The 23,706-nt window shown below is 36.1% G+C and carries 18 protein-coding genes and 1 pseudogene; 8 read left to right on the top strand and 11 right to left on the bottom strand.

Going from position 1 to position 23,706, the window contains the following annotated elements; genetic code table 11:
• Nucleotides 1-161 precede the first annotated feature (161 nt).
• Nucleotides 162-767: a transposase gene (locus tag I6F49_RS18220; protein ID WP_197181553.1), complete on the top strand. Its 606-nt coding sequence runs from the start codon at nucleotides 162-164 to the stop codon at nucleotides 765-767.
• A gap of 258 nt (nucleotides 768-1,025) precedes the next feature.
• Complete coding sequence (locus I6F49_RS18215; protein WP_197181552.1) at nucleotides 1,026-1,898, top strand: SMP-30/gluconolactonase/LRE family protein; 873 nt, start codon at nucleotides 1,026-1,028, stop codon at nucleotides 1,896-1,898.
• 35 nt (nucleotides 1,899-1,933) lie between these two features.
• Here the strand turns inward: I6F49_RS18215 and I6F49_RS18210 are convergent, their stop codons facing one another.
• The 3 genes from I6F49_RS18210 to I6F49_RS18200 form a co-directional block, all read right to left on the bottom strand.
• Entirely contained in the window at nucleotides 1,934-2,389 is a 456-nt protein-coding gene (locus I6F49_RS18210; RefSeq protein WP_166421767.1) for an NfeD family protein, read from the bottom strand.
• 21 nt (nucleotides 2,390-2,410) lie between these two features.
• Nucleotides 2,411-3,364: a slipin family protein gene (locus I6F49_RS18205; protein WP_166421766.1), complete on the bottom strand. Its 954-nt coding sequence runs from the start codon at nucleotides 3,362-3,364 to the stop codon at nucleotides 2,411-2,413.
• A 117-nt stretch (nucleotides 3,365-3,481) separates the two neighbouring features.
• Nucleotides 3,482-4,897, bottom strand: a complete 1,416-nt coding sequence (locus tag I6F49_RS18200) for a diguanylate cyclase domain-containing protein (protein ID WP_231615139.1) — start codon at nucleotides 4,895-4,897, stop codon at nucleotides 3,482-3,484.
• A 257-nt stretch (nucleotides 4,898-5,154) separates the two neighbouring features.
• Between I6F49_RS18200 and I6F49_RS18195 the strand changes: the two genes are divergently transcribed.
• Nucleotides 5,155-6,048 carry a cation diffusion facilitator family transporter gene (locus I6F49_RS18195; RefSeq protein WP_166421140.1) on the top strand — a complete coding sequence of 298 codons (894 nt, stop codon included), beginning with the start codon at nucleotides 5,155-5,157 and terminating at the stop codon, nucleotides 6,046-6,048.
• A 55-nt stretch (nucleotides 6,049-6,103) separates the two neighbouring features.
• On the opposite strand, the gene I6F49_RS18190 is transcribed toward I6F49_RS18195, so the two are convergent.
• Nucleotides 6,104-10,603, bottom strand: coding sequence for an EAL domain-containing protein (locus I6F49_RS18190; protein ID WP_197181550.1), 4,500 nt, complete (start codon nucleotides 10,601-10,603; stop codon nucleotides 6,104-6,106).
• Between the two features lie 186 nt (nucleotides 10,604-10,789).
• Between I6F49_RS18190 and I6F49_RS18185 the strand changes: the two genes are divergently transcribed.
• The 3 genes from I6F49_RS18185 to I6F49_RS18175 all read left to right on the top strand — a co-directional run bounded on the left by I6F49_RS18185 (nucleotide 10,790) and on the right by I6F49_RS18175 (nucleotide 13,442).
• Nucleotides 10,790-11,341, top strand: coding sequence for a hydrolase (locus I6F49_RS18185; protein ID WP_197181549.1), 552 nt, complete (start codon nucleotides 10,790-10,792; stop codon nucleotides 11,339-11,341).
• A gap of 126 nt (nucleotides 11,342-11,467) precedes the next feature.
• Complete coding sequence (locus I6F49_RS18180) at nucleotides 11,468-12,934, top strand: methyl-accepting chemotaxis protein (RefSeq protein WP_197181548.1); 1,467 nt, start codon at nucleotides 11,468-11,470, stop codon at nucleotides 12,932-12,934.
• Complete coding sequence (locus tag I6F49_RS18175) at nucleotides 12,918-13,442, top strand: DUF6436 domain-containing protein (protein ID WP_197181547.1); 525 nt, start codon at nucleotides 12,918-12,920, stop codon at nucleotides 13,440-13,442. The genes I6F49_RS18180 and I6F49_RS18175 overlap by 17 nt, the downstream gene beginning before the upstream one ends.
• A gap of 61 nt (nucleotides 13,443-13,503) precedes the next feature.
• On the opposite strand, the gene I6F49_RS18170 is transcribed toward I6F49_RS18175, so the two are convergent.
• Nucleotides 13,504-14,061 (bottom strand): TMEM165/GDT1 family protein, encoded by a 558-nt coding sequence (locus tag I6F49_RS18170; RefSeq protein ID WP_197181546.1) that lies wholly within the window; start codon nucleotides 14,059-14,061, stop codon nucleotides 13,504-13,506.
• 602 nt (nucleotides 14,062-14,663) lie between these two features.
• On the opposite strand from I6F49_RS18170, the gene I6F49_RS18165 reads away from it, so the two are divergent.
• Entirely contained in the window at nucleotides 14,664-15,245 is a 582-nt protein-coding gene (locus tag I6F49_RS18165; RefSeq protein ID WP_197181545.1) for a helix-turn-helix transcriptional regulator, read from the top strand.
• A gap of 932 nt (nucleotides 15,246-16,177) precedes the next feature.
• On the opposite strand, the gene I6F49_RS18160 is transcribed toward I6F49_RS18165, so the two are convergent.
• From I6F49_RS18160 to I6F49_RS18150, 3 genes are read right to left on the bottom strand one after another with little or no spacing between them, the layout of a single operon-like run.
• Entirely contained in the window at nucleotides 16,178-17,509 is a 1,332-nt protein-coding gene (locus tag I6F49_RS18160; protein WP_197181544.1) for a hypothetical protein, read from the bottom strand.
• Entirely contained in the window at nucleotides 17,509-18,480 is a 972-nt protein-coding gene (locus tag I6F49_RS18155; RefSeq protein ID WP_197181543.1) for a TniB family NTP-binding protein, read from the bottom strand. The genes I6F49_RS18160 and I6F49_RS18155 overlap by 1 nt, the downstream gene beginning before the upstream one ends.
• Nucleotides 18,474-20,498, bottom strand: coding sequence for a DDE-type integrase/transposase/recombinase (locus I6F49_RS18150; RefSeq protein ID WP_197181542.1), 2,025 nt, complete (start codon nucleotides 20,496-20,498; stop codon nucleotides 18,474-18,476). Before I6F49_RS18150 ends, I6F49_RS18155 begins: the two co-directional genes overlap by 7 nt.
• A 1,303-nt stretch (nucleotides 20,499-21,801) precedes the next feature.
• Here I6F49_RS18150 and I6F49_RS18145 point away from each other — a divergent pair.
• Nucleotides 21,802-22,125 (top strand): hypothetical protein, encoded by a 324-nt coding sequence (locus I6F49_RS18145; protein ID WP_197181541.1) that lies wholly within the window; start codon nucleotides 21,802-21,804, stop codon nucleotides 22,123-22,125.
• A gap of 609 nt (nucleotides 22,126-22,734) precedes the next feature.
• Here the strand turns inward: I6F49_RS18145 and I6F49_RS18140 are convergent.
• From I6F49_RS18140 to I6F49_RS20405, 3 genes and pseudogenes are all read right to left on the bottom strand, one after another.
• A complete protein-coding gene (locus I6F49_RS18140) occupies nucleotides 22,735-23,124 on the bottom strand; it encodes a ribose-5-phosphate isomerase (protein WP_197181540.1) in 390 nt (129 codons plus the stop codon).
• A 120-nt stretch (nucleotides 23,125-23,244) separates the two neighbouring features.
• Entirely contained in the window at nucleotides 23,245-23,484 is a 240-nt protein-coding gene (locus I6F49_RS18135) for a hypothetical protein (protein ID WP_197181539.1), read from the bottom strand.
• Between the two features lie 78 nt (nucleotides 23,485-23,562).
• Nucleotides 23,563-23,706: pseudogene (locus I6F49_RS20405) on the bottom strand (IS3 family transposase); the annotation flags it as partial.

Raw genomic sequence — 23,706 nt, 5'->3', positions numbered from 1 at the left:
AATTTTATTGCTGCAGAATACGTTGCGCGTTTTAATTTCGTCATTTTTTCACCCAAATTTGTATGCTTATTAGCATAACATTTCTTTCTTAATGGGTGGCCAAAATTACTGTACCACTACAGATAGGTCGATTAAGAGGCTCAATGAAGTGTAAACTAGCCATGCAATCACAATGGCATACATTAAAACAACTTAGGGCTGGTGCCAGCGATATACCAAAGGCGTTAGGTCAAGCACGACTAACTCAGTCCAGCCCGACAGCATGCGATGCATTTTTACACGTATATCATGGAAAAAATAAAGGAAGAAAAGGAAAAAGCAGATTTACGAAAGATACAAAAATGTATCAAAACTTAGCGAAAGAGCCATGGTTACTCGCGACATCAGACAATACAATGACGAGTAAGCGAGTAGTTGGTTTATATAGTAAAAGAATGCAAATAGAGCAAAATTTCCGCGATGATAAAAGTTTGAGATATGGTTTTTCGTGGCGTTTTAGTAAAAGCACCGGCATAAATAGAATAGGAATATTATGCTTGATAGCCACAATAGCGAGCACTGCGTTATGGTTTATAGGGTGTGAAGCAGAAAAAAGAAAGTGGCATATAAAATTTCAAGCAAATAGCGTTAAGAATCGCCGAGTTCTTTCATTTTTAACCTTAGCCAAGCAAGTCATAAAGCTATGTAAGAGACGTATTACACAAAGCTATATAGAAAAAAGTTTAAAAAACTTTATTTTGAATTACGAAAAAGAGGCCGCTGGATAAAGTGGGGATCCCTCAGCCCTTTGGGCAGCGCATGTTTGGTATTTATGCTGCGTTATCGCCTATTCATGGGGAATAACCACACTACATAGGCTCCGCCTTGCCTAAAAACCAAACAGTCTGCTGCAAATTCACCCACCAAAGGTCAATACGGCCTAGGGCGTGTTGATAAATTAAAGCCAGGTACACATCGCGAAATTAACTGTTTTCTGGTAAAGTTTGGGGTTACAAGGCTTTGTTAATAATAAAGAATAAGTATTTATGTTTGATCCTAGCGTAACCATTTTTGAAAGCACACAGAATCATCTTGCAGAAAGTCCTCTTTGGCACCCTATGCTGAATACTTTTTTTTGGGTCGACATAAATAAAAAACTACTTTTAAGTAAAAATACACACAACGAAAGCCAACTAAAAATAGTTAATATGCCTGATACGCTCAGTGCAATAGCGTGGATTGATGAGCAGCACTTGTTACTTTGTACAAGTACTGGTTTATATAAATATCATATTAATTCAAACACTCGCCATCTTATCCTCAATATTGAAAATACACTGTTAAACAGGCGTTCAAACGATGGCCGCGCCGATCCATGGGGTGGTTTTTGGTTTAGTACAATGGATGTAAATGCTAAAAAAGGTGATGGTAAAATATACCGTTATTATAAACGCCAGCTTAAAGCCGTTGTAAGTGACTTGAGTATTCCAAATGGATTGTGTTTTGATAAGGCACGTTTACGTGGCTATTACTGCGACTCTTTAACGAGTTGTATTTATGTATTAGATTTGGATGAGCAAACTGGCGAACCTTGCTCTGAGCCACGTGTTTTTTATCAATTTAATAATACTGATGTTGATCCCGATGGCTGCGTAACCGACCAATTAGGTAATTTGTGGCTAGCTGTGTGGGGAATGGGGTGTGTTATATGCTTATCTCCAGGCGGTGAGCTAATTAAAACAATAAAGCTTTGTGCAATAAAACCGACATGCACCGCATTTGGAGGTGAAAATGCTGAATGGTTACTTGTGACATCGGCATTTGATGAAGCGATTAATAATACTGTTAGCGAACAAGGCGCTGTATTTAAAATATCAGGCATAAAAAACGGGCAGTTTGAACCGCCCGTTTTACTGTAACTTACAATTTACAGTGTTTGTTTTTAAAGTGATGATTAGCTTTTAGGCGTAACCCACATAACACCCACTTCTTTTTTGGTTACTAAAACCTCAGTACCGGCGCTAATTGGTTGCTCACTTTTAAGCTTCCAGCTAATACCTGAATATTGATGTGTAGTTAAACCTTGTTCTGTTACATCGCTAGTAAGTACAAAAGTAAGTTCAGCAAAATCACTATTTACTTGCTTTTTATCTACGCGATTTTGCATTTGTTTTAATGGTTTCCAAAGTACAACGGCCAAACCTGCTGTTACAATTGCATTACTCCAAAGGGCGGTGGTTAATGAGTCGGGTAAAATACCAAAACTCATTAATAATCCTGTGAGGAATAACGATAATCCAAAAAACAACAAAATAAATGTAGAAAGGCCAAGTACAGCTACTTCTATTATTAAAGCAACAATACCAAGTACCATAAGTGTTTGCGGTAAATTTTGCGTAATAAAATCCATACAAACCTCTTTATTTAGTTATTAACCCAAATTCTTTTTATTTAAACTATTAATAATTGCCATACCTTGCGCAACCATTGAGCTTGCATCTGTCGCGTTGTCTGGCAGTAATACAATTGATGATTCACGAGCAATAGCTTCTTTAGCTGCAATTGCTTTAGTTGCTAAGTCTAACTGAATTGCTTTTTGGCCTTGCTCTGTATCTGCAGCTTCACCTATTTTAATAAGTGCATTTGCTTGTGCTTCAGCAACAGTTGTAATTGCAGTTGCTTCACCCTCAGCGCGTAAAATTTGCTCGGCTTTATCGGCTTCTGCAGCAAGTACTTGTGCTTGCTTTTTACCTTCAGCAACGTTGATATTTGCTTGGCGGTCACCTTCTGATTCTAAAATTTGAGCACGTTTAACACGCTCAGCTTTCATTTGCGCTTCCATCGCCTCCATAATAGAGTTAGGTGGCACAATATCTTTAATTTCGTAACGAAGTACTTGAATACCCCAAGGCTCAGATGCCTGATTTATAGCAGCAACAATGTTGGTGTTAAGTAAATCACGCTCTTCAAATGTTTTATCAAGCTCCATTTTACCGAGTTCTGAACGCATTGTTGTTTGCGAAAGTTGCACAACTGCAAACGTATAGTCGTCAACGCCATAGGTTGCTTTGTACGGGTCTAGTACTCTAAAGTACAGTACGCCATCAACTATAAGTGAGATGTTATCTTTAGTGATAGCTGATTGCGACGGTACATCTTGAGCTTGTTCTTTTAAGCTACGATCAGCCGAGATCCTATCAATAAATGGAATAATAAAGTTAAGGCCGGCTTCTTTAGTCGATTGGTATTTACCAAATCGTTCGATTAACCAGGCGCGGTTTTGTGGTACAAATTTAACGCTACTTTTTAAAAGCACGATAACAAAAACAAGTAAAAAAGCCTCAACAGTAAAAATCATGTCGAGAATTTGTGTGACTGGGTCCATTTAAACATTCCTTATAATAATTAAACGCTGAGTGGTTGTATTGTTTATAATTTCAGCGTGTATAGATTATCACTACAGCCGACTTTTAACCACTAAAACTCACTGCAGCGCGCCGACTTAGTTGGCTTTCTCAAACCGGGCTATTTTATTCCTGCCTGTTTCTTTTGCGTTATAGAGGGCTATGTCGGCGTTAGTTATTACTTCTTTAGGTGTTGTTTTTTGACTGGGTATAAAGCTATAAAATCCAATGCTCAAAGTAAGGTATTTACTGGCACTTGAAAAGTTATGTTCAATTGCTAGTTCTGCAATTTTTTCCTGAATCAGAGCTGCAAACCTTTGACAATGTTCTGTATCGATTGCGGATAAAACTATCGTAAACTCTTCACCACCGAAACGAGCTGCTAAATCACCTTCTCGTTTACACAGATCGTGCAGCGCTTTGGCTACTCGTTTTAGTACTTCATCGCCTAGCTGATGTCCGTAGTTGTCGTTATAACGCTTAAAAAAATCAATATCACACATTATTAAACTAATAGGCTCTTTATTACGTGCGCAGCGCTTAATTTCGCATTTTAAAATTTGATCAAAACAGCGTCGATTGGCGATGTTTGTAAGGCCATCAGTATTAACTTGTTTGTTTAGTTTATGATTAGCCTTAATAAGTTGCTGCTGAGCTTTTTGTAGCTCTTTTTTGTAATTTAAATTTTTGAAAGCATTTGCAAGCATTTCACCTACTAACCTTAAGCGAATGAGGTCTAAATCAGTCCAGTTTCGCTGTTGAACAACACAATCACAGCCAATAAAACCAACCAGTTCTTTGTCATAACGTAAACCAATACAAAGTACCGATTTTATTTTTTGTTGCTGAAAAATTGTTTTTTCGCTTATTGCCTGAATAGGCAACGTCGCTACATTATTAACTCTGAATAAGTGAGTGCGAACCATTGAACTAAAAAAATAAGGGAGAGTGTTTTTTGGAAGATCCTGTAAGTCCTCTTTAAATGCTTGTATACCATTATTGACCCATTCGTGAGTATTATTCATGGTTTTACCATCTTCGGCGAATTTAAAAAGATAACTTCGGTCTGCTTGGCAAACTGTACCGATTGCTTTTAATGCATAATTGATATGCTTATCAACATCGTCATTTTGAATATCAATTAAGTCAGTTGAAATTTTCGAAATGATATTATCGAAATCATACTGTTCATCTACATTGTTATTTAATATATCGATGATGATAATACAGTTTGAGTTAGATAATTTTGCAAATTTTACATTGAGTAGTAATTTATATGCTTGTTTTGATAAAACAAACTGGCATTGGTTATTTGCCATAAAATAATCAATGAAGAGTTCCTCGATTAAGAGCTCTTTTTTACTATGATGATTGGTTAGCGTAATATGTGAAAAATCAGCTTTTTTAAAATGTGGTTGTTCTTTTAAGTCAAATAGACTCTGCGCTTGGCTATTAACTTTAAATATATTCGTATTGCTATCATAGAATAAAACGCAAAACGGAAGTAACTCCATGTTTTGCCATGCTTGATCTGCTTGGTTGTTATCCACTCAACTCTCCATGTACTTAAGCCATAATTTTGTTATTTTTATATTTGTATTTTTATTGTTCTCACTTACTAACTATTAGCACAATTTTTTTGATTATACTAAGTTTTTAGTGCGTTTGAGGGCTGTACGTATTATAATTGATACTGTATATCATTACCCTTTTTCATTCTAAGCCATCATTGGCTTATTTGCATTTTAAGTATAGGTTATTCAAGCATTTCATGACAGAAATCACTACACACCAAGCCTCGCGTCGTCGGTTACTTATTGCGCTAGCAATTACGTGTTCATTTATGATAATTCAGGTAATAGGTGCTTATTACTCTAACTCGCTTGCTGTACTTGCTGATGCTGGGCACTTGTTTGTTCACAATAGTTCGTTGTTTATTGCGCTCATTGCGTCAAGTCTGGCTATTCACTTTGCTAAAACCTACAACGATGGTCATCAACGAGCTGAACTCATAGGTGGGCTAATAAATGGCTTTTTATACTTAGCAATCAGCTTAGTTATTTTATACGAAGGTGGTGAACGGTTTATTCATCAACATGAAGGTAATGAGCTGGCGATTAATAGTTATTTGATGTCGGTTATTGCGGCAATTGGCTTTTTGTTTCATGGTGCAGCTGCATGGGTTTTATATAAAGGCCGTAAAGCGAGTATTAATGTTTACGCGGTATTTTTACATTCATTCTTTGATTTAATTTCAACCGTATCAACATTTGTTGCCGGCATTCTTATATATTTTACGGGCTGGGTTGTTATCGATATTTTATCGAGCATGTTAATCGCTTCTTTCGTATTATTCACCGGTATTAAGGTTATTATTCGTTGTATAAAAGGTTTGCGTTTAAATAAAGCAAAACTCCCTAAGGTTACTGATATTGAAAGTGTAATTACAGATATGGAGCATGTTCACAATGTTCACAACGTCACAGTAACGCGTAAATACAACGGTGTTGTAGTAGGAGCGCACGTTGTACTTAAACAGCATTGTACTATTGAAAAACATGATGAAGCATGTCGTTTGAAGGTAGAGCAACTGTTAGCTGAAAAATTTAATGTACACAATAGTGTATTACAAATAGAAAGCCACGAATGCCATCACATCCATTAATACAAGTTAGTTACTATTAAAAGCGTGCAGAGTTGATAGGCACGCTTTTAACGCTTCAAATCAAATCAATGATATTGCTAAAACAATCGCTTTTGCGTAGGTCTTTAGCATTCATTGGTCTTGCAAAGTAATAACCCTGCAATACATTGCACCCAACTTCAGCTAAAAATGCCATCTGTTCGCGTGTTTCCACTCCTTCTGCAATGCAGTAAAGATCTAAGTTTTTTGCTAGCGAAAAAATGGTTTTAATAATCGACTCATCCCCTTTATCTACACCAATACTATTTACAAAGCTTTGATCTATTTTAATAACATTAATAGGGAATTGGCTCAAATAGGTGAGTGATGAGTAGCCCGTACCAAAGTCGTCAAGTAATAATTTAAACCCAGCCGCTTTTAAGTTTTGTAGTTGTTTGGCTGCTTTAAGTTTATCTTCTAATAAAATGCTCTCTGTTATTTCAAGCCTTAACTGTTTTGGGTGTACTTGAGATTCAGCTAATATGTACAGCAATCGCTGCGTTATATTTGTTTTTAATATGTGCTTAGGCGATAAGTTTAAAGATATATAAAACAATGGGTTTTCGTTGAGTATAGGGGCAAGTTCAATAAGTGCTCGGTGCAAGGCTTGCTCAGTAAGGAGTTCTATTAAACCGGTTTCCTCTGCGACAGGAATAAAGAGAGCTGGCGATACTAACTGACCTTTATTCTCCCAGCGCATAAGTAACTCAACACCATTTATTGTTTTTTCTTCTATATCGATAATAGGTTGATAGTGATTAAAAAATCGGTTGTCTTTAACTGCATCTTTTAAATCATTTTCAAGCAGTAGCTTTTGTTTTATCAGCTCATTCATTTCATCGCTAAAAAACTTAAAGTCGTTTCTCCCGTCTTGTTTAGCGTGCATCATCGCAATATCTGCATTACGAATGAGTATATCGGTGGTTACAGCATCGAATGGATATAAAGCGACGCCAATGCTGGCTGAAATATTAATAGAGAAGTCTTCAATAATGACTTTATTAGCTAATTCATTGCTAATTTTCTTTACTGTATTGCGAAGAGATTGCAGCGATTCTATATTTTGAATGAGCACTAAAAATTCATCACCACTTTGGCGGCCAAGTTTGGCATTTTCGCAAAGCATACCGCTTACTCTTTGTGTAATATTACACAGCAGTTTATCACCCACTGCGTGACCAAAAGAGTCGTTAACAGGTTTAAATTTATCTAAATCAATAAATAGTAATGCACATTGTGTATTATTTTCATCGGCATATCTAATCGCTTTTTCGATGTTTTGATACATTAAACTACGATTTGGTAAATGCGTTAGAGGATCAAAATTAGCTAAATAGCGCAGCTCGTTTTCAGCACGTTTTTGTTCGGTTAAATCTGTAATAACAACTACGTAGTAACTAGCAGTATCTTTTGTTACAGCTGTAGCACTTATATGTATTGGATGTTCGTCATTTCTCGCTGTTTTTATATAAGTATCACTTTGCCAGCTTTCTGTCGGTTTTAATTTTTTTAGAATATGAGCAAACTCTCTACATTTATTTTTACCAATGGCCTTAATAAATAACTTCGGACTAATTTTAGTCACAGCTTGTTCATTTGAAAATGTTTCAATAAAACTGTTATTTGCTGAAAATGGCATTAAATGTTCATCGAGTATAAGTAACCAGTCGTTTATTTGACTAAACGCTTCACCTAAAATTTTTGCTTGTTGCTCATTAGCCCGTTGCTCGGTGATATTGGTATATATGCCAGAAACATATAACGGCTCATTTGTTTGAGGATCATATATAACTTGCCCTGTATCTTGATACCACAGCCAATGCCCACCTTTGTGCTGTAAGCGATAAGTTGCTTGCCAGTTTTGATGCTTTTTGTATTTGAAATAGTTTACCCACTGACTTTCAAAGTGGCGTTGATCATCGGGGTGTATAAGTGCTAAAAATTGTTTTATATGTACACGTTCAGGTAAATCTGAATAACCAAGTTCAATTCCTCTGAGTGTATTTACAGAGTTATCTTTAAAGCGATAATTCCAAACACCACTTTTATTATTTTTAAGGGCTAGCTCTGTTTGTTTTTGCGAATGGATAGTGGCTCTATGTGCCTGTTCAATTGCAACTTGGCGGCTTCGATACTGCCAAAAAATAAAAAACAAAACCCCAAGTATTAAAACTATATAAGCGGCAATAGCAAAGGGCGACTTCCATGGCGCGTAGGCTACATTGATATTAAGCGTAGTCGGTTCGCTCGTAACAATACCATCACGATTATGCGCTGATATTTTTAGTGAGTAATTGCCAGGTTGAAGCTTGGTAAAAAACACTTGGTTAGATTGTAAGTCTTCGTATGTAAGGGATGTAGGCCCTGAAAGAATTACTTTATAATATGCTTTATCAACATTCGGGTAAGAAAAGTTAGAAAAGCTAACGGTCAATCCCATATCTTCATAATCGAGATCAAGCGGTTGGCTAAGGTATTTATTAGGGTAATAATTAAGCTCTTTAGTAAAAAGACTGATATCAGTAATAGCTAGGTTACTTTTTTTAAGTTGTTCTTTTTCGTTAAAGTCTAAAGGGTCAAAAAGTAGTGCTCCCGCATTACTACCAAATATAAGACGACCATCGCTTAATGTTGCTGCTGCTATCGGTGTAAATTGATTTATATTTAAACCGTCTTTTACTGAATAACTCATTACATTGAGTGTATCTAGGTTTATTTGATACAAACCATTGTCGGTACTTGTCCATAAAAAACCATTTTCATCGGGAAGTAGTGAGTAAATAGAATCAGTATTAAATGAATTTTTTAATCCTATATAGTGCTTTCTTTCATAAGTAATTGGGTCAACACCAAGTAAGCCTTCGTGGGTGGTTGCTAACCATAAAATATTTCGCTTTGAGTCTAAGTAAAAATTTTCTACCGTATAAAAAATATCTTTTTTAGGGTTAAATGACTGAAATATAGTTGTTAATTTTTGAGTTTTTTCGTTGTACCTTAGAAAACTTTTTGATGTGCCAAATACAAACTCTTCAGGATGTGTGTCGAGGTGTTTATAAAAAGCGTAAGAAAATAAAGGATCGACTTGTTCTTTAAGCCCTTTAATAATTCTTGTTTTACCTGTTGTTTCATTAAAAACATAAAAGTTATCATTAGACATAAATGCATATTTGTCTGCGGCTAATTGAGCAAAACCAAATAAATTGGGTTGGTTAATTACATTATTCTCTGTGTCTTTATTCTCAATAATTTTACCCGTTTGTTTATCAAACAGTTTAAAACCATCGAAAGTAACAAGCCAAAGAAATTGATTAACACCAATTGAAGACGCAAAAATATCATAAACGGCAGATGCCCCGTATATTGCTTTTGAGTCGGTAGAACTTAAATATATATCGCTTTTGTTTGTTGCTTTGTCGAAGCGTGCAATTCCATCTTCGGTTCCCAACCATATAATATTATTATTGTCTTGATAGGTTGCATGAATAGTGTTGTTGCCAGGTAAGGAGATGTGTTTAAACCGTCGAGTATTAATTGGCCAAGTAAATACACCTTGGGTTCTAGACGCGAGCCAAAGCACGCCAGACTTATCAATCATTAGATCGTTGATTGAGTTTTCATTAATATTAAACTTACTTTTTTCATAGTTTAATATGAACTCTAACTCTTTGGTTTCGCGGTGATAACTAAATAATCCACTTTCGGTTGCAACAAACTCGCCGTAAACAGTATTGGCATAATCCCATATATTATAATCAGGGATTAAAGTTGTAATATCAGCTGCTGATATATTTTTTTCATTATCAAATGCTAATTGATACATGCCTTCAACAGTACCAACAAGTAATCCTAATTCATTATCAACACTTAAAAATTTTACGTTTACATTATCTAACGTATTTTTTTCTGGGGGATGAAGAGCGATCTTTACAAGTTCTGAATTTTCTATATTTACAGTATATAAGCCATCATTTGTACCAATATATAAAGTATTTTTATATACCGTTAACGATCTAATGTAGTCACCTTTATTGGGGAGGGTAACCTTAAGTGTAAAGCGTTTGCTCGTCTCATCAAATGTATATACTTGGCCATCTATAGCAAAGTAAAAAGTATCTTGTTGCTGAGTCATTGCGGTGATTGGAGAGAACTTATTTTTTTCTTTATCTATTTGACCAGAATAGATTTTTTCAGTTTTTAAAGTGAGGGGATCTATTATATATGCACCAGATAGGTCAGTTGATACTATGATTTTTCCATCTTTGGTTTTAAATAATGCATAAATATAGTGTTTGTCGAGGCCAAAGCCGCCATTAAAGGTTTTGACTTGATATCCGTCAAAGCGATTTAAACCCTGTTGGGTTGCTATCCATATGTAGCCAATATCATCTTCTTGTGATTGCAAAACGTAGCTTTGCGAGAGGCCTTCATCAGTAGAAATACGTTGTAATTGCTGAGCATAGTTTTGTGATGCAAAAGTGCTTTGAATGCATAGTAAAAAAATAATGATAATATGATAAAAAAATTTACTCAAACGCACTTATAAACACTCTCAGGGGTAGATAGGTTGGTACTTAGCTAGATAGTAAATATAGCATAAGTTTTTATTTTTGAATTACAAATAATATACGTTCAGTTAAAGATTTTATTTTCAAATAGTGAGCTAATCTATAAAGATATGAGCTAATCTATAAAGATAACAGTTACTACTTATGAGGAGAGTATAGTGGTTTTATCTAATATTGATGTAAAAAATAGCATGTTATTAATTGTAGACTTACAAGAGTTGCTCGCCCCTGCAATTAAAGATTTTCCGAATATTTTAAAAAGTACGTTGCAGTTATCGCAGGCTGCTATTATTCACGATATACCAGTCTTAATAACAGAGCAATATGTGAAGGGTTTAGGCGAAACTAATCAGCAAATCAAAAATATGTTGCCCGATGCCGCGTATTTTCATAAAACTCATTTTAGTGCATGCGAAGAGCCTGGGTTTTTAGAGCAATTAAAAATCTATGGAAAAAAACAAATTGTAGTTGTAGGCACTGAAGCACATGTATGTGTGTTGCAAACATGCTTAGATTTAATTCAAAGAGGTTTTGAGGTCATTATTATTCAAGACGCTATCGGCTCTCGAAATCCTGAACATAAAAAGCTAGCAATTGATCAGTTACGACAAGCTGGGGCTGTAATTTCATGTACTGAAATTGTTATTTTTCAGTGGACAAAACAAGCTGCAACACCAACGTTTAAAAAAATATTACCTATAATAAAATAAGCCTATTTGAGTTTGTCTTCAATTGTTTGAAGTTTTATTACTTAGATTCAAATAATAAGTGCTCCAGCTTAAGTTTTATTACGTATAAAGCTGTGTGTTTAGTCAGTTGCTATATTTAAGGGTTTTATGTCTAGTGTCGCTCGGTTGTTTACCATTATTTTTAGTCTTTTATTTATTGAGTCTATTGGTGTTGGTCTGTATTTTGGTACGTTAACTCAAGCTTTTATTATTGGTTTGCCACTTTGCTTACTCCCAATTTGGTTACTCAGAACGCATCCAGACAACGCTGTAACCGCACACGTAGTTGCAGCCGCTATTATGATGTTCTCCTTTTTGCACATCCAACAAACATTCGGGCTAATAGAAGTCCACTTTGAGATATTCATTTTAATGGCTGTACTTATAATGTTTGTACAGTGGCGTGTTTTTATAACGGCAATTATATTTGTTGCTGTTCATCATTTATCTTTTTATTATCTTCAAACTCAAAATACAGGTTTCTACGTATTTGACCCTGATAGACTCGCTTTTACTACAGTACTTATACATGCAGGATATGCGATTGTTGAAGCGCTAGTCGCAGGTTATATAGCTAAAACATTGCAACGCGAGCGCCGTGCAGGCTTGTCATTAAGTTATGCGACAGAGCAAATAATGGAAGACCCTGAAAATATTAAACTTTCCCTACGTGCTGATGATACGAAAAGCGATGCTGTGGTTGGATTTAATACATTGCTAGAATATATATCTGATGTTATTAAGCAAGTTCAAGCGCAATCAGAATCACTGCAAAAAAACTCGCGAGAGCTTATCGAAGTTCATGACCAGCTTGCAGATGGAGCTGTGCATCGTACACAGCAAACGGATGATATAGCAAATTCAGGCTCACAAGTTGCACATGGCTTTAAGCTTGTTGAAGAAGAAAGTGAAGCGCTTAAGAGTCAAGTCGACCATATTACTAAAACTGTCAGTAATGCATTAGAAGATGTTCATCAAACAGATTCGAAAAGTAGAGAGTTATTAACGTTACTTAATCATACAGAAGAGCAAATAAGTCATTTAGTTGCAGCTGGGGGGGTTATTTCTGGTCTTCTTAATGAAATATCGGGTATCGCTGAGCAAACAAATTTACTTGCTTTAAATGCGGCTATTGAGGCTGCCCGTGCTGGTGAACATGGACGAGGTTTTGCAGTTGTCGCATCTGAAGTGAGATCGTTGGCGAACCACAGTAAAGCAACCACCGACAAAATAGGTGTAACACTCAAAGATCTCGTTAATAATAGTAAAACATCAACACAATCAATGAGTCAGTGTGTAAATTTTGTAGTTGATTTAACAAGTATCAGTACCGCAATGAAAGAGAATATTTCAGCAATGAGTGAGCAAATAGCCGCTGTGTCTTCAAGCTCTGACTCAGTTGCACAAGTGGTAGCTGAGCAAGCAGGTAATACTGAGTTAATAGCAAGTAGTACCGATAATATGCGACAAAATCAATACCAAGATACGCAAATGGTGCAGCAGTTAACCGCTAAAGTGCAGCTAATTGATGTAAGTATAGATGTACTAGAGCAAAGCATTGCCAAGTTTAAATAAATCTAACACTTTCGTATTTTCGCTCATATCTGCATGGCTAATTTGCGTTGTTGCAGGGTTAATTTATTTTCAATTAGAGCAGCTTAAACCATTTGATAGCTCAAAAGTTTTATTGCAAAAGCAGTGGTTTAGTAACTTTAAAAAGCAATTGGATTGGGATGACACTGGTGAGCCGACGTTAGTACTCATAACAGAAAAAAACTGCGGGTGTACTATACAGGCTAAGCCACATATTTCATCGTTAACCTCTTTTGCTGCCAATAAAGCTATTAAGGTTGTACAAGTTGAATTAACACCAAAGCTTAAACACGTTATTCCGGCAACGCCTGCCGCCGTTATTATTAATAAAAACGGTGAGTTTGTTTATGCTGGGCCGCTCTCTGAAGGATTAGCTTGTGCTCAGGGAAGTGGCTTTGTTGAAACTGTGGTCACTAATTTAGCCGCAGGTTTTAACTCAAACCTCTTAATTACACAAACCAAGGGATGTTACTGTGTAAATAATGCATAAATAACGTGCAGGAAAAACTAAAGCTCGCACTTAAATCAACAGTTGCGAGCTTTAATATTGATTAAATTGTAACTAAGCCATAAATACCTAATGACACAAACACACAAGCAGCAATAGCATGTACGGTGTTTAGAGATATTCTTTTTAGTAATGCATTACCAGCGTATATGACAGGTACGTTAGCAATTAGCATACCTAATGTAGTTCCTACCGTGACCCAAAACACAGACTGATATTGCGCGCCTAATAACACCGTCGCTATTTGTGTTTTATCACCAATTTCTGCAATAAAAAATAATACAAAAGCGACTAAAAAAGCCCCGTAGCTATCGTATTTACTACTTACAGCTTCGTCTTTGTCTGGAACTAATAGCCAAAGGCCAACAACAATAAAGCTGATGTTTACAAGCCAAGGTAAATACTCAGAAGAAAAACTATGACTTAACCACTGCCCAAGCCACGCTGATAAACCATGATTGAGTAAGGTTGCGGCTAAAATACCAAGAATAAGCGCGCCTTTATTACGAAAACGGGCGGCTAATAGGAGTGATAAAAGCTGAGTTTTATCGCCTATTTCGGCAAGTGTGACAGTGATGGTTGAGGTTAAAAAAACTTCCATTATTGATTCTTACAGGCGGGAATACTAAACCAAGGCAAACAACTATCTCCCGCCATGAGGATAGTGCCTACCTAGGTCTCGCCGATAACGCTTGCTACAACATTACAAACTTACCATGCACTTGAGGTGCAATTATGTTGATAAGTTTACTCATTACTGAGCGGGCTACTCCCCTAAGAGGCGGGCATTATTCCACAAAACTCTTAAGCGGTAAATATTAAGAATAGAGCATAGTTAATTTATTTAAGAACAATAAAATTAGCTTTGGTAATTAGTTGATAGTCAGGAAAGAGCGATAAGCCGTCACTCAGGTGAGTTGTCATTAACTTAGTAAGAATAAAAGGAAACTATCTCCTTTTTCATATGTGTAAATAAACTACAGTAAGCATAATATTTATAGCTGGTAATAATTTACACTATTTGATAATAATAGAAGCTCATGAAATAAGGACGTTTTCGCTCTAAGATAGGGAAAGTGTCCTTTGATAAAGCTGTTAGCAGTATGGCATTGACCTGTCGTTAAGGTGACGCAAATGTGTCGTATACAAAAAAGGAGTTTTTGAACAGGATATAGCTTCAATATATTCATGTGAGAAATACAAATGGAAATGAAACTAAACGCTAAAAAAATTATAGAAGAACGTAAAATCAGAGCTTGGAGTCAGCAACATTTAGCTGATGTTAGTGCTGTAAGTTTAAGAACCATTCAAAGAGTAGAAAATAATGGTTCAGGTTCATTGGAAACTGTTAAAGCATTAGCTTCCTGTTTTGAGTTAGATGTTACTAAGTTATTCCAGCCTGAAATCCCATTAAAGAAAAATCACTCTAAATCCAAAATAGCAATGCTATCTTCAATGATTGTAGCCATTTTCAGTAGTGTTTTATTTCTAGTGCCATCTACAATGGCATCAGATATTAAGATACACTCAGATAAAGTTACAACATCTAAAAATAATGATTATCGAGTTTACAGTAACAATGTAGAGATTTTCTTGCCAAAAACTCTTACTTATGAAGTGTTAGTTGATTCAAAGTGGGAAACGGCTACACCGGAAATAGCCAGTGGTAGTGTAAGGATCTATTTGGGTAACTCCGTTGTTTTTATTGAAAAAGCAATAATAACAAAAACTGAAAAAGGAACGAAAATCACTACTAATTATGCAAAATTTACTAACACTGACTAATATACTGCTAATAAGAGTCTAAGGTTGCGACCATCCATCTCCGGCCACTCGACAACATAAGATGTTGATAATAAGCGACAAGGTATTTTACTGTGTCGGATGGCGCTTCGCTTATCCGACCTACACTGGCACAAACCGGAAATCACCCATCCATAAATTCCGTATTTATACATTAAGGTTTTTAAAGCCTTAATGTAATTAACTTTCAACCATTCAACTAAACCTAATTTTACTCACATTTTAAGTGAGCTCTAATTAATAAATCTCAATCTGTGTGCCACACCTTGCTTAAAATTAAAACTATTCTCAAGCTGCCGCGAATTCTCAACTTAAGTGGCGCTGGCCAAAAATGATCAGTGCCATTTAACTTGAGAATCTCAGCCAAGCAATAAAATTTTAAAACAATAACTTAGCTTGTATTTTTATGGGTACTGCGCCTCTTAAATTGAGAATTATTTACAGCTAAAAATTGCTCCAAGACGAATTCTCATCCAGCCAAAAAGTTCTCATCCTGCCTCGAAAATTCTCATTCTGCCGCTGTAGAACTCAAACTTTATTTTAATGGACACTTAATTAAGTAGATTCAGTATTCGGTGAATTAGTGGCGAACACTATAGGCTAATATTTACTTAGTAAAAGTGTAGTAAATCGTGTAGAAAATGGGTTTTTAGGATAAAGAAAAATGAAGCCCTTTAAGTGAAAACTAAAATGCAGGTATGCAAAGCTCCATTTACAATTTTGAGTTAGTTTAAATGTGGTGTGATTAAGGTTTAGCTTTGGATGAATTTACTAAACCTTAATTAAAAGAGGGGAAAATAAACTTATTGGTATTTAGTCGGTTAGTCTTGGTCAACTGTCAGTATTGTTATTAATAGAACATAGACAGAGAACAAGTCTCGATCTAAAAAATTAAAATTGGTGGTAATAAAATGCTAAATGCCGAGTGATAGCTGTTTGTTTTGTGTTTTCGCCAACTTCAAAGTGTCATTCTTATATATACGTTTTGAGTCACTGCCATGAATGTAAACGGGTCTGAGCTTACCGGTATTAATCAATCTCATTAGTTCAACCTTTGGTATACCGGTGACTTCAGCAACGTTTGCAACTGACATCGTTTTATCTCTTATAAGCTGAGTATGTAACTTACAAAATGTGTCGAATGCTTCAGGCAAGACGTATATGGAATGCATTAAGTCTGAGGAAGGTTTATACACTATTGATAAATCTTTATTTTTAGCGGCTATAAGTACATCTGTTATACAGATATTGTGGAGAGCCATTAAACGATGTTGCTCAGTAAGGGGAGCGTAATCTTTATCGTGACTGAATTCGGCTAAAAAGGTATAAATGCCTGATATTTCAACGCGAGTATCCGTTCTCAAGGCCTTTTTTGAATCAGATCGTATTAACCCAAGTTCATGTAAAATAACGACTTGTTTAAATGTTATGCCGATGATAGTGGAGGCTGTTTGAGCTTCTAACCACAGTTGAGTCATAGGATCATTTGAACGAATATACTCGCTATTATACATGCCATATAGTGTGGATAATGACCCCCATTCACATAGCAAATTCTGAACAATAATTTCAATTTTGTGAAATTCAATATTCAACGGTACATCTGTTGGTACTCGTTTGGCCCTTTCATTTAAGAACAATCTAGCACTATCTGGACTATTAAGAATATCAGCCGCTTTATTCAATAATGTAGAGGTAATCTCCCTTGGCGGGAAGCTCGTTCGTGTATTGCTATCGTCTACTATCACTTTCGCTATAAGGTATGCATCGTGGACTTGTTCTTGTGATTTTAATAGCTCATTCAATGGCATGTGCGTTAAACGTAAGCCGCACAAAGGTGATGTGCAGCAGCCATTTAGAAGATTAATAGTAAATTGCAGTGGTGCGTTGCAATGAGGGCATTCGGATAACAAGGCACACTCATGAATAATACAGTGGCGTAAAAACGGATTTTGCCATTGGGTCCTAAAATACCCATATTGGTTAACACAATCTGTACAAACCTGTGGCGTTAGCAATCTCGCATGTGTCCAGCACTTTATCCTTAATGATGATAAAGTGCGAGTAGTAGGAATAAGGTGATCAAGGAGTTCGTGCTTTGTTGACCTACCTTTGATAATACTGGTTAGCATAGCTTTATTTAGTACGCGAGATTCTGATTTTACGCCGTTTCTTTTAAGTAAGCGAAGTACATAACCAATAGCTGACTCTGCTTCGTAGTACGAGGGTGTTATTGGGAAGCGCATTAGGATAACCTCACTGACTCATATGGTTTACGTACATGGAGCTGACTTCTAAGATTTTTTTCTTGCTCATTTATATATGCATCTAATTGTTCTTTAGTTAAGAGTTCATAATCAAATGGGTTGATAGCTCCAATTGCATATTTCTCAAAGTTTTCAAATAAAGCTTCTAGAAGCTGTTCATAATTCATTGCTTTTCGAGTGTTATTACGTAAAAACAAATCGCGCATCGTACTCATAGTGTGCTCGCTGTAAGCAAGATAAATACGGTCAAATAGTTCGCTGTGCTCTTCTGCTATTAAGACTGGCAATCCAATTTGTTGAATGAACCAATTACAACAGGCAACCCAGTTTTTCGTTTTAGGAAGGATTGGGTTAATTTCAATGGGGCGCATTTGTCGGCGAGACATCTGCTCGTCATCGTCAAATTTACCGGCAGTCCTACCAAATGTAATAAGGCGCTTAGCACTACTTGTGCCTGCAAAAACAATTGAACAACGGATTTTGTTGCTATCGATAAGGTAGCAAAAATATTTAATAATTCGTTGAAACTCTATCCCATCATAACTTGAGGCAATATTCTGAATTTCGTCCAGAATGATTAGCTCTACTTCTAGCCCTTTGAGCAGTGTGACAAGTTGAGAATCCAATTCAGCTGCAGAAGCACGAGCATTTTGTGTTGTTCCGTCTAGCTCTGAGATTAAAAAACGAGTTATCTCAGCAGTACTTTTTTTAAACTCCTTAAAAGCCACATAAAAGACTGGCACTGTAGTTTTCTCTGGCGTGGTAACAGGTATAAATTGAGCGTGATACTGCTTTAATATATACGTCTTGCCAGCACCGGATGCACCATAAATAAGTTGAGCTCGTTTATCCTCTGATGGGACGTAATACATATTGTGGGTTTCCGCAATCCTCTGCCATATCTTTTTTTGTACGTCACATGCGAAAATTGTACTAGGCATAGCTACCATTGTTTTTCATTTCCTTCATCATTAGAGCGAGTTGGAGCCATTTCTTTAGTCTGGCTCACCATCGTATCAGCGTAAGTATCTTGTTCACCTGAGTGCGAAATTTGGGATTTAAGGGCATTAACCTTATGAGATTCTTTTATTCGCTCCTCAATGGAAAAGCTCTTTTTCGTATTTTCATTAAAAGATGCTACTTTTGGGCCTCTACGCTGTTTACGTGTGGGCTTTTTCTTGACAAATTCAGTTATTTGACCAACATAGTGGCCTATAGGAGTATGAGAGAAATGCTCTTGATAAATTCCGCATTGGCTCAGGGTATCAGAGCCATTTAACTCAGAAAAACTGACAGGTAATGCTGCATCATAAAGGTCAATATTATCAGCGATTATTTCCACTGGTTTGTCTTCGCCAGGCAGTGTTGCTTGAACTGTTACCTTTCTCGCATCTAGCTTGTCATGAAACACAGAAACAGAGGGGTTTTCACCTAGTTCCATGTCTGTTTTAGTAGCAGCATAGAGTTTTTTCAGCTCATAACTGGAATAATCTTGGCCCAAACACCTGACAGTTCCACGTTGCTGCAATTTATATGTTGCCTTGTCTTGGGACACGTGGAAGCAGTGTTGTAGCTGACCATATGTAAATGTAGGCATAGGCGTATCGATAATTGACTGCTTCCATTTTTCGATAGGAATATGCCGAGCATTTTCATGCTCTATGTGTATGTATTCTGTTATAAATATATTCAGAAGCTTTTTAAAGTCAGATACTTTTATATCTGCGCGTTTAGCTAATGGAATTGTGTCGAGTGTTTTCGGGTTAGTACGTTTGCCTGAATAACTTTGAAATCCAATACTCGACTCTCCGTTTTGCGTCTCAATCTTCATACCTGAAAAAAAGTGATTTCTTAATACGTTAAAAAATGACTCAATGAATGGTTTCTTAGCTGGCTGATTTGATGGCGTATAATGAATATTCAACCCAAGTCGCTCCGCAGCCTTTTTTACCAATCGATTATTAAACCCAGGGCCATTATCCATAATTAATGCAGTCGGTTTACGGCCACTCATTGTAAGATTACTATCCGCCATAAAAATTTGACGTAAAAGGTTAAGCCCACCTGCAGCATTTTCAGCTTCAAAACTGAGCACAACTGAGATAGGTATTCGTGTGTATACGTCTATTGCTACATACAAAGAAATAGGTGGTGTAGGTTGACCTGTTTTGTCATCAATTAAACACATATTCAGCACTACACGGTCGCATTCAACGCGCTGCATTGCGTAATAGGTTTTAATTCGTTTGCGTAGTGTTGTCAGTCGCTTGTTCATTTCTGCTGGTGAAAGCCCTTTATAATTGTCAACGTTTTCAGCATCAGTGAGTTCTCCTAACCGCCGGTAAAAGGTGCGTTGGGATGCAATTTTAATATCATTATTTTTTAAGCTCGCCTTTTTAGCTTCTAATTTATAATTTCTGTAATATGCGCCTTTAAAAGTGGAGTTATTACACGAATAAACGGTAGAGACATAGTGCTGAAGGAAGGCTTCAGTGGCCGCATTTAGCCTTACATCACTAGTGCGTTTTTGCTCAGCAAGCGCCTCATCATTAAAATCAGATTGAACCCATGAGCGCCAATGACGACAAACTGTTTTCCATTTAAGGTGGACTGTGGCAATAGTTGCAGGATGTTCACTTTCGACTCGTTTTATGAGTTCATTATATGTTTCCTGGGTTGTAGCAGGGTGTCCCTCACTAACCAGCGTTTTCAGCATAGACATGTAAATCAACCGTGAGGCAACGGTTGATTTTTGATATTCAGTTAATTCAATATGTGGGTGCTTTGAGCTTCTTAATAAAAAGACTTGAGCATCGAGGGACTTTTCAAACTCTTTTCGAGGTAATAGACGTTGTTTTGTCTCTTTGCCATCACCTGAAAGTACTATTCCTGTACTGTCAGCAAACTTAATAGACTCAACGTTACCGTATCTATTAGTAATGTCGGTGCCCGCACTATATCCCATCATCCGAAGTAAACTCGCGTCAAAATGGTAGAGACGGTTAATGGCTTTTGCATATCGAAGTTGTATACATTTGAAGCAATGAGCCCGTACGCCTCCGATACCGGGCAACTAGCAATACCTTCTAAACTTTCGATGAGTTCTCCGAAGGTTAGTTCTCCAGTAGAAAGTATTGTTAATGGAAATGATGGCTTTGAGTAATACATTGTGATCAGATTCAGGTTCGCCATAAAAATGGTATTAAGTTTATCGACGATGATGAGCCGTATACCTATTTGTGCCGTTTTTCGAGTGTATTCGTTAAAAAGGTGAATTTTGGAGCGATAGCTGTTATCCACCTGTGACTCATGATGAATTTCAATATACTCAGCGAAACCGGAACGGCATAAGACTAAAAAGTCGGGCGTATAGCGACGAACTTTTTTCGTCTATGGTGACTTCAATTTGTTCAGGTTGAGTGGCAAACATCTCCACATTCGGATCACATTCCAGTTTAAATGCCTGAACTAGCTCTTGAAATGACTCAGGGTTAAGTACGCACTGATTTTTTTGGGAGTAAAATCGTATAACAAAACGACCTCTGTGAATGTTAGCATTTGTCTTTGTAACCGTCATAATTTCGCCTCCCAAAAAATAAATGTCTTTACACTATAGATAATAAACGTTAAATTAAAGGTTTTATTGTACTTAGGTTGGTGTTTATAAGCATTTTTATAATATTCCTTTCGTCATAATTAGGCTTATCAATCCTTGGAGCCGATGAATATTTTGTATTTTTTTCAAGGGTTTATCTCACTTCAAAATTAAAAAGTTAAGTCCAATATTTTTTCTATGAGCAAATTACTTATTTTTAAGAAACTTTTATCTTTGAAATAATATAAAGGTTTCTTAATTTATTCTGCCTTGCTAATCGCGACTAAAAGCTTCAATTTTTTGCTTGAAGTATCGCGCTTTCAAATAAATTCCCAGTGCTAACTAATACTCAATGGAACGCTTGATTTTTAACCGCTGAAATTTGCATTGCTTAATCCATCACAGGCGACTCTTTTTAAAAGGCAGTCACTATGATTACAGATCTAGTAAAGAGAACTGGTCCGACCTCGTAAAAAGTTCTTCAAAAAATCTGAATTTCCCTCGTAGAAGCGGCGAAAACAGTGTGTTTTTGTATATTTAAATATATTAGGGGAACTATCATTATAATTTTTTCATCTCATTTTTTGACCAAATACAGATTATTTTCACTTATTAAGTTAGGGTTAGTGCAAGTGCTGAACTTATTATTGAATCTAAAGAAGGGTTGAAATTGGGTATGAAGCATAAGCCAGAAGGATGGGTTGTTTTAACATTTCAGTCAGTGGATGATAAAACGTGTTATGTGTTGTTTTGTTCGTGGAGAAATGATGATGAATGGAGAGTAAGCTCAGGTTCAATGGTTCTACCTCACTTATCACCATGTGGGAATTATTGGATTTGGCCTCAAATATCAGGCTCTGTATACGAGCTTCCCGTTGATGAAGAAAATGGCTACACCTTTTACACTGGCGCTGTATTAGATGATTTGTTAGCAAAAGGATACCGCGATGGCACACAGTTAAAACGCATAGCACTTAAAGATATTATGGAAGATAAATAAGGCGATTAGCGCCTTCTAATCAGTCTATTTACTTTACTTTTGAAGGTCACAGGCTCTATACAACGGTAGATATTTAGGGGCTTTGGTAAGCAAAGGTGAGAAATTTTATGATGTAAATATTGCTAGTTCTACATTAAAAGCTAATGAATGAATACAGTAAAAGCTAATGAATGAATACAGTAAAAGCTAATGAATGAATACAGTAAAAGCTAATGAATGAATACAGTAAAAGCTAATGAATGAATACAGTAAAAGCTAATGAATGAATACAGTAAAAGCTAATGAATGAATACAGTAAAAGCTAATGAATGAATACAGTAAAAGCTAATGAATGAATACAGTAAAAGCAAAGAAGTGAGTACTTAGCGGCATTAGAAGTGGCAAGTGTAGAGAAAAATATTACCCCGTTTACAAAATTTATAGCCTCATTAATATAGTTATAGCTTTCTGAAAAAGCTAAGCTTTTGTAATAGAAGAGAACAATTACCTAAACAATGAAAGATCACTCAATAAGCAAAGAAGATTAAGTTTCATGAATAGGTAATTGGGCTATTTGTTCAAATTTCTGTTTGTGCCAATAGTGTACGCTGCAACATTAATCTTGTTAGTTTATCGTTTGATGAAGCTAAGAGCTTTAATTCTTTGTTCTAACATAACATATTCACATTCCATACTTGCAACCACTGAACCGGTTCCCATATTAGCACCAGTAGCACCTAAATAAAGCGAACAATAGGAATTTAAATAGGTTTTAAAGTTTTCGGTATTCAGAGAGAATTCTTTACCTAGACCTCGAGAAATCCCAGTCTCTTCTTGACTAACAACAATAGCATTTACTTCAGCCGTAATAACCCTTAAGTCTCGTTTTTTTTCTTCGATGAGCTGATTTAAACAACTTTGTTTTTCATACTTTGATTGATGTGATTCACAAACGGATAGCTCATTGTTAGCAAATGCACAGCTCGAAAATAATACTAATATAATTAATCCATATTTCATTTAAATTCCTTAGATCGTTTTATAATTCTATAGCTTAGATAAAAACTATAACCTCAATAAAGAGGCAAAAATATAAGCGAAGTGAGATAGCCCACTGTCTTTATTCCTATTAATTGCTTGTTAGCTCTTGTGTACAACTCTATCACAGCTATAAACGATACCATCGCTTTCTGATTTAAGCGTTAGCAGAGTATTACTTAGTACCAATACTTCTGATGATTCACTAATATTTTGTGGCATTAGACTTTCCAAGTTCAATAACTCATCAAATTTAGGGTGACTTAAGTTTACTAACTTTATTTCTGTAGACGTTTCGATTAAATACCCATTTTGGTATTCCCAGTTTGCACTGGTAGCCATTGAATATTCCATTTCCGGTAACTCATGTGTTTTGTAAATTAAAGTGCCGTAACTATTTGATTTACCGTTATGTAGTGGTCAATAAAATTTGGCCACAGTTCTAGAATCTTGATATCTAACCTCAGATTCATTTGGCGCTAAACCGGCATTATAATGATGCGGCCTAACGTTGTTGTAATATCCGTTGATATAATCACTAACGCTATATTTAGCATCTATAAA

This window comes from Pseudoalteromonas sp. SWN166, from assembly GCF_015864485.1.
GTDB lineage: Bacteria > Pseudomonadota > Gammaproteobacteria > Enterobacterales > Alteromonadaceae > Pseudoalteromonas.
Note: the sequence above shows the minus strand (reverse complement) of the source record. Positions and strands in the feature narration are given on the sequence as shown.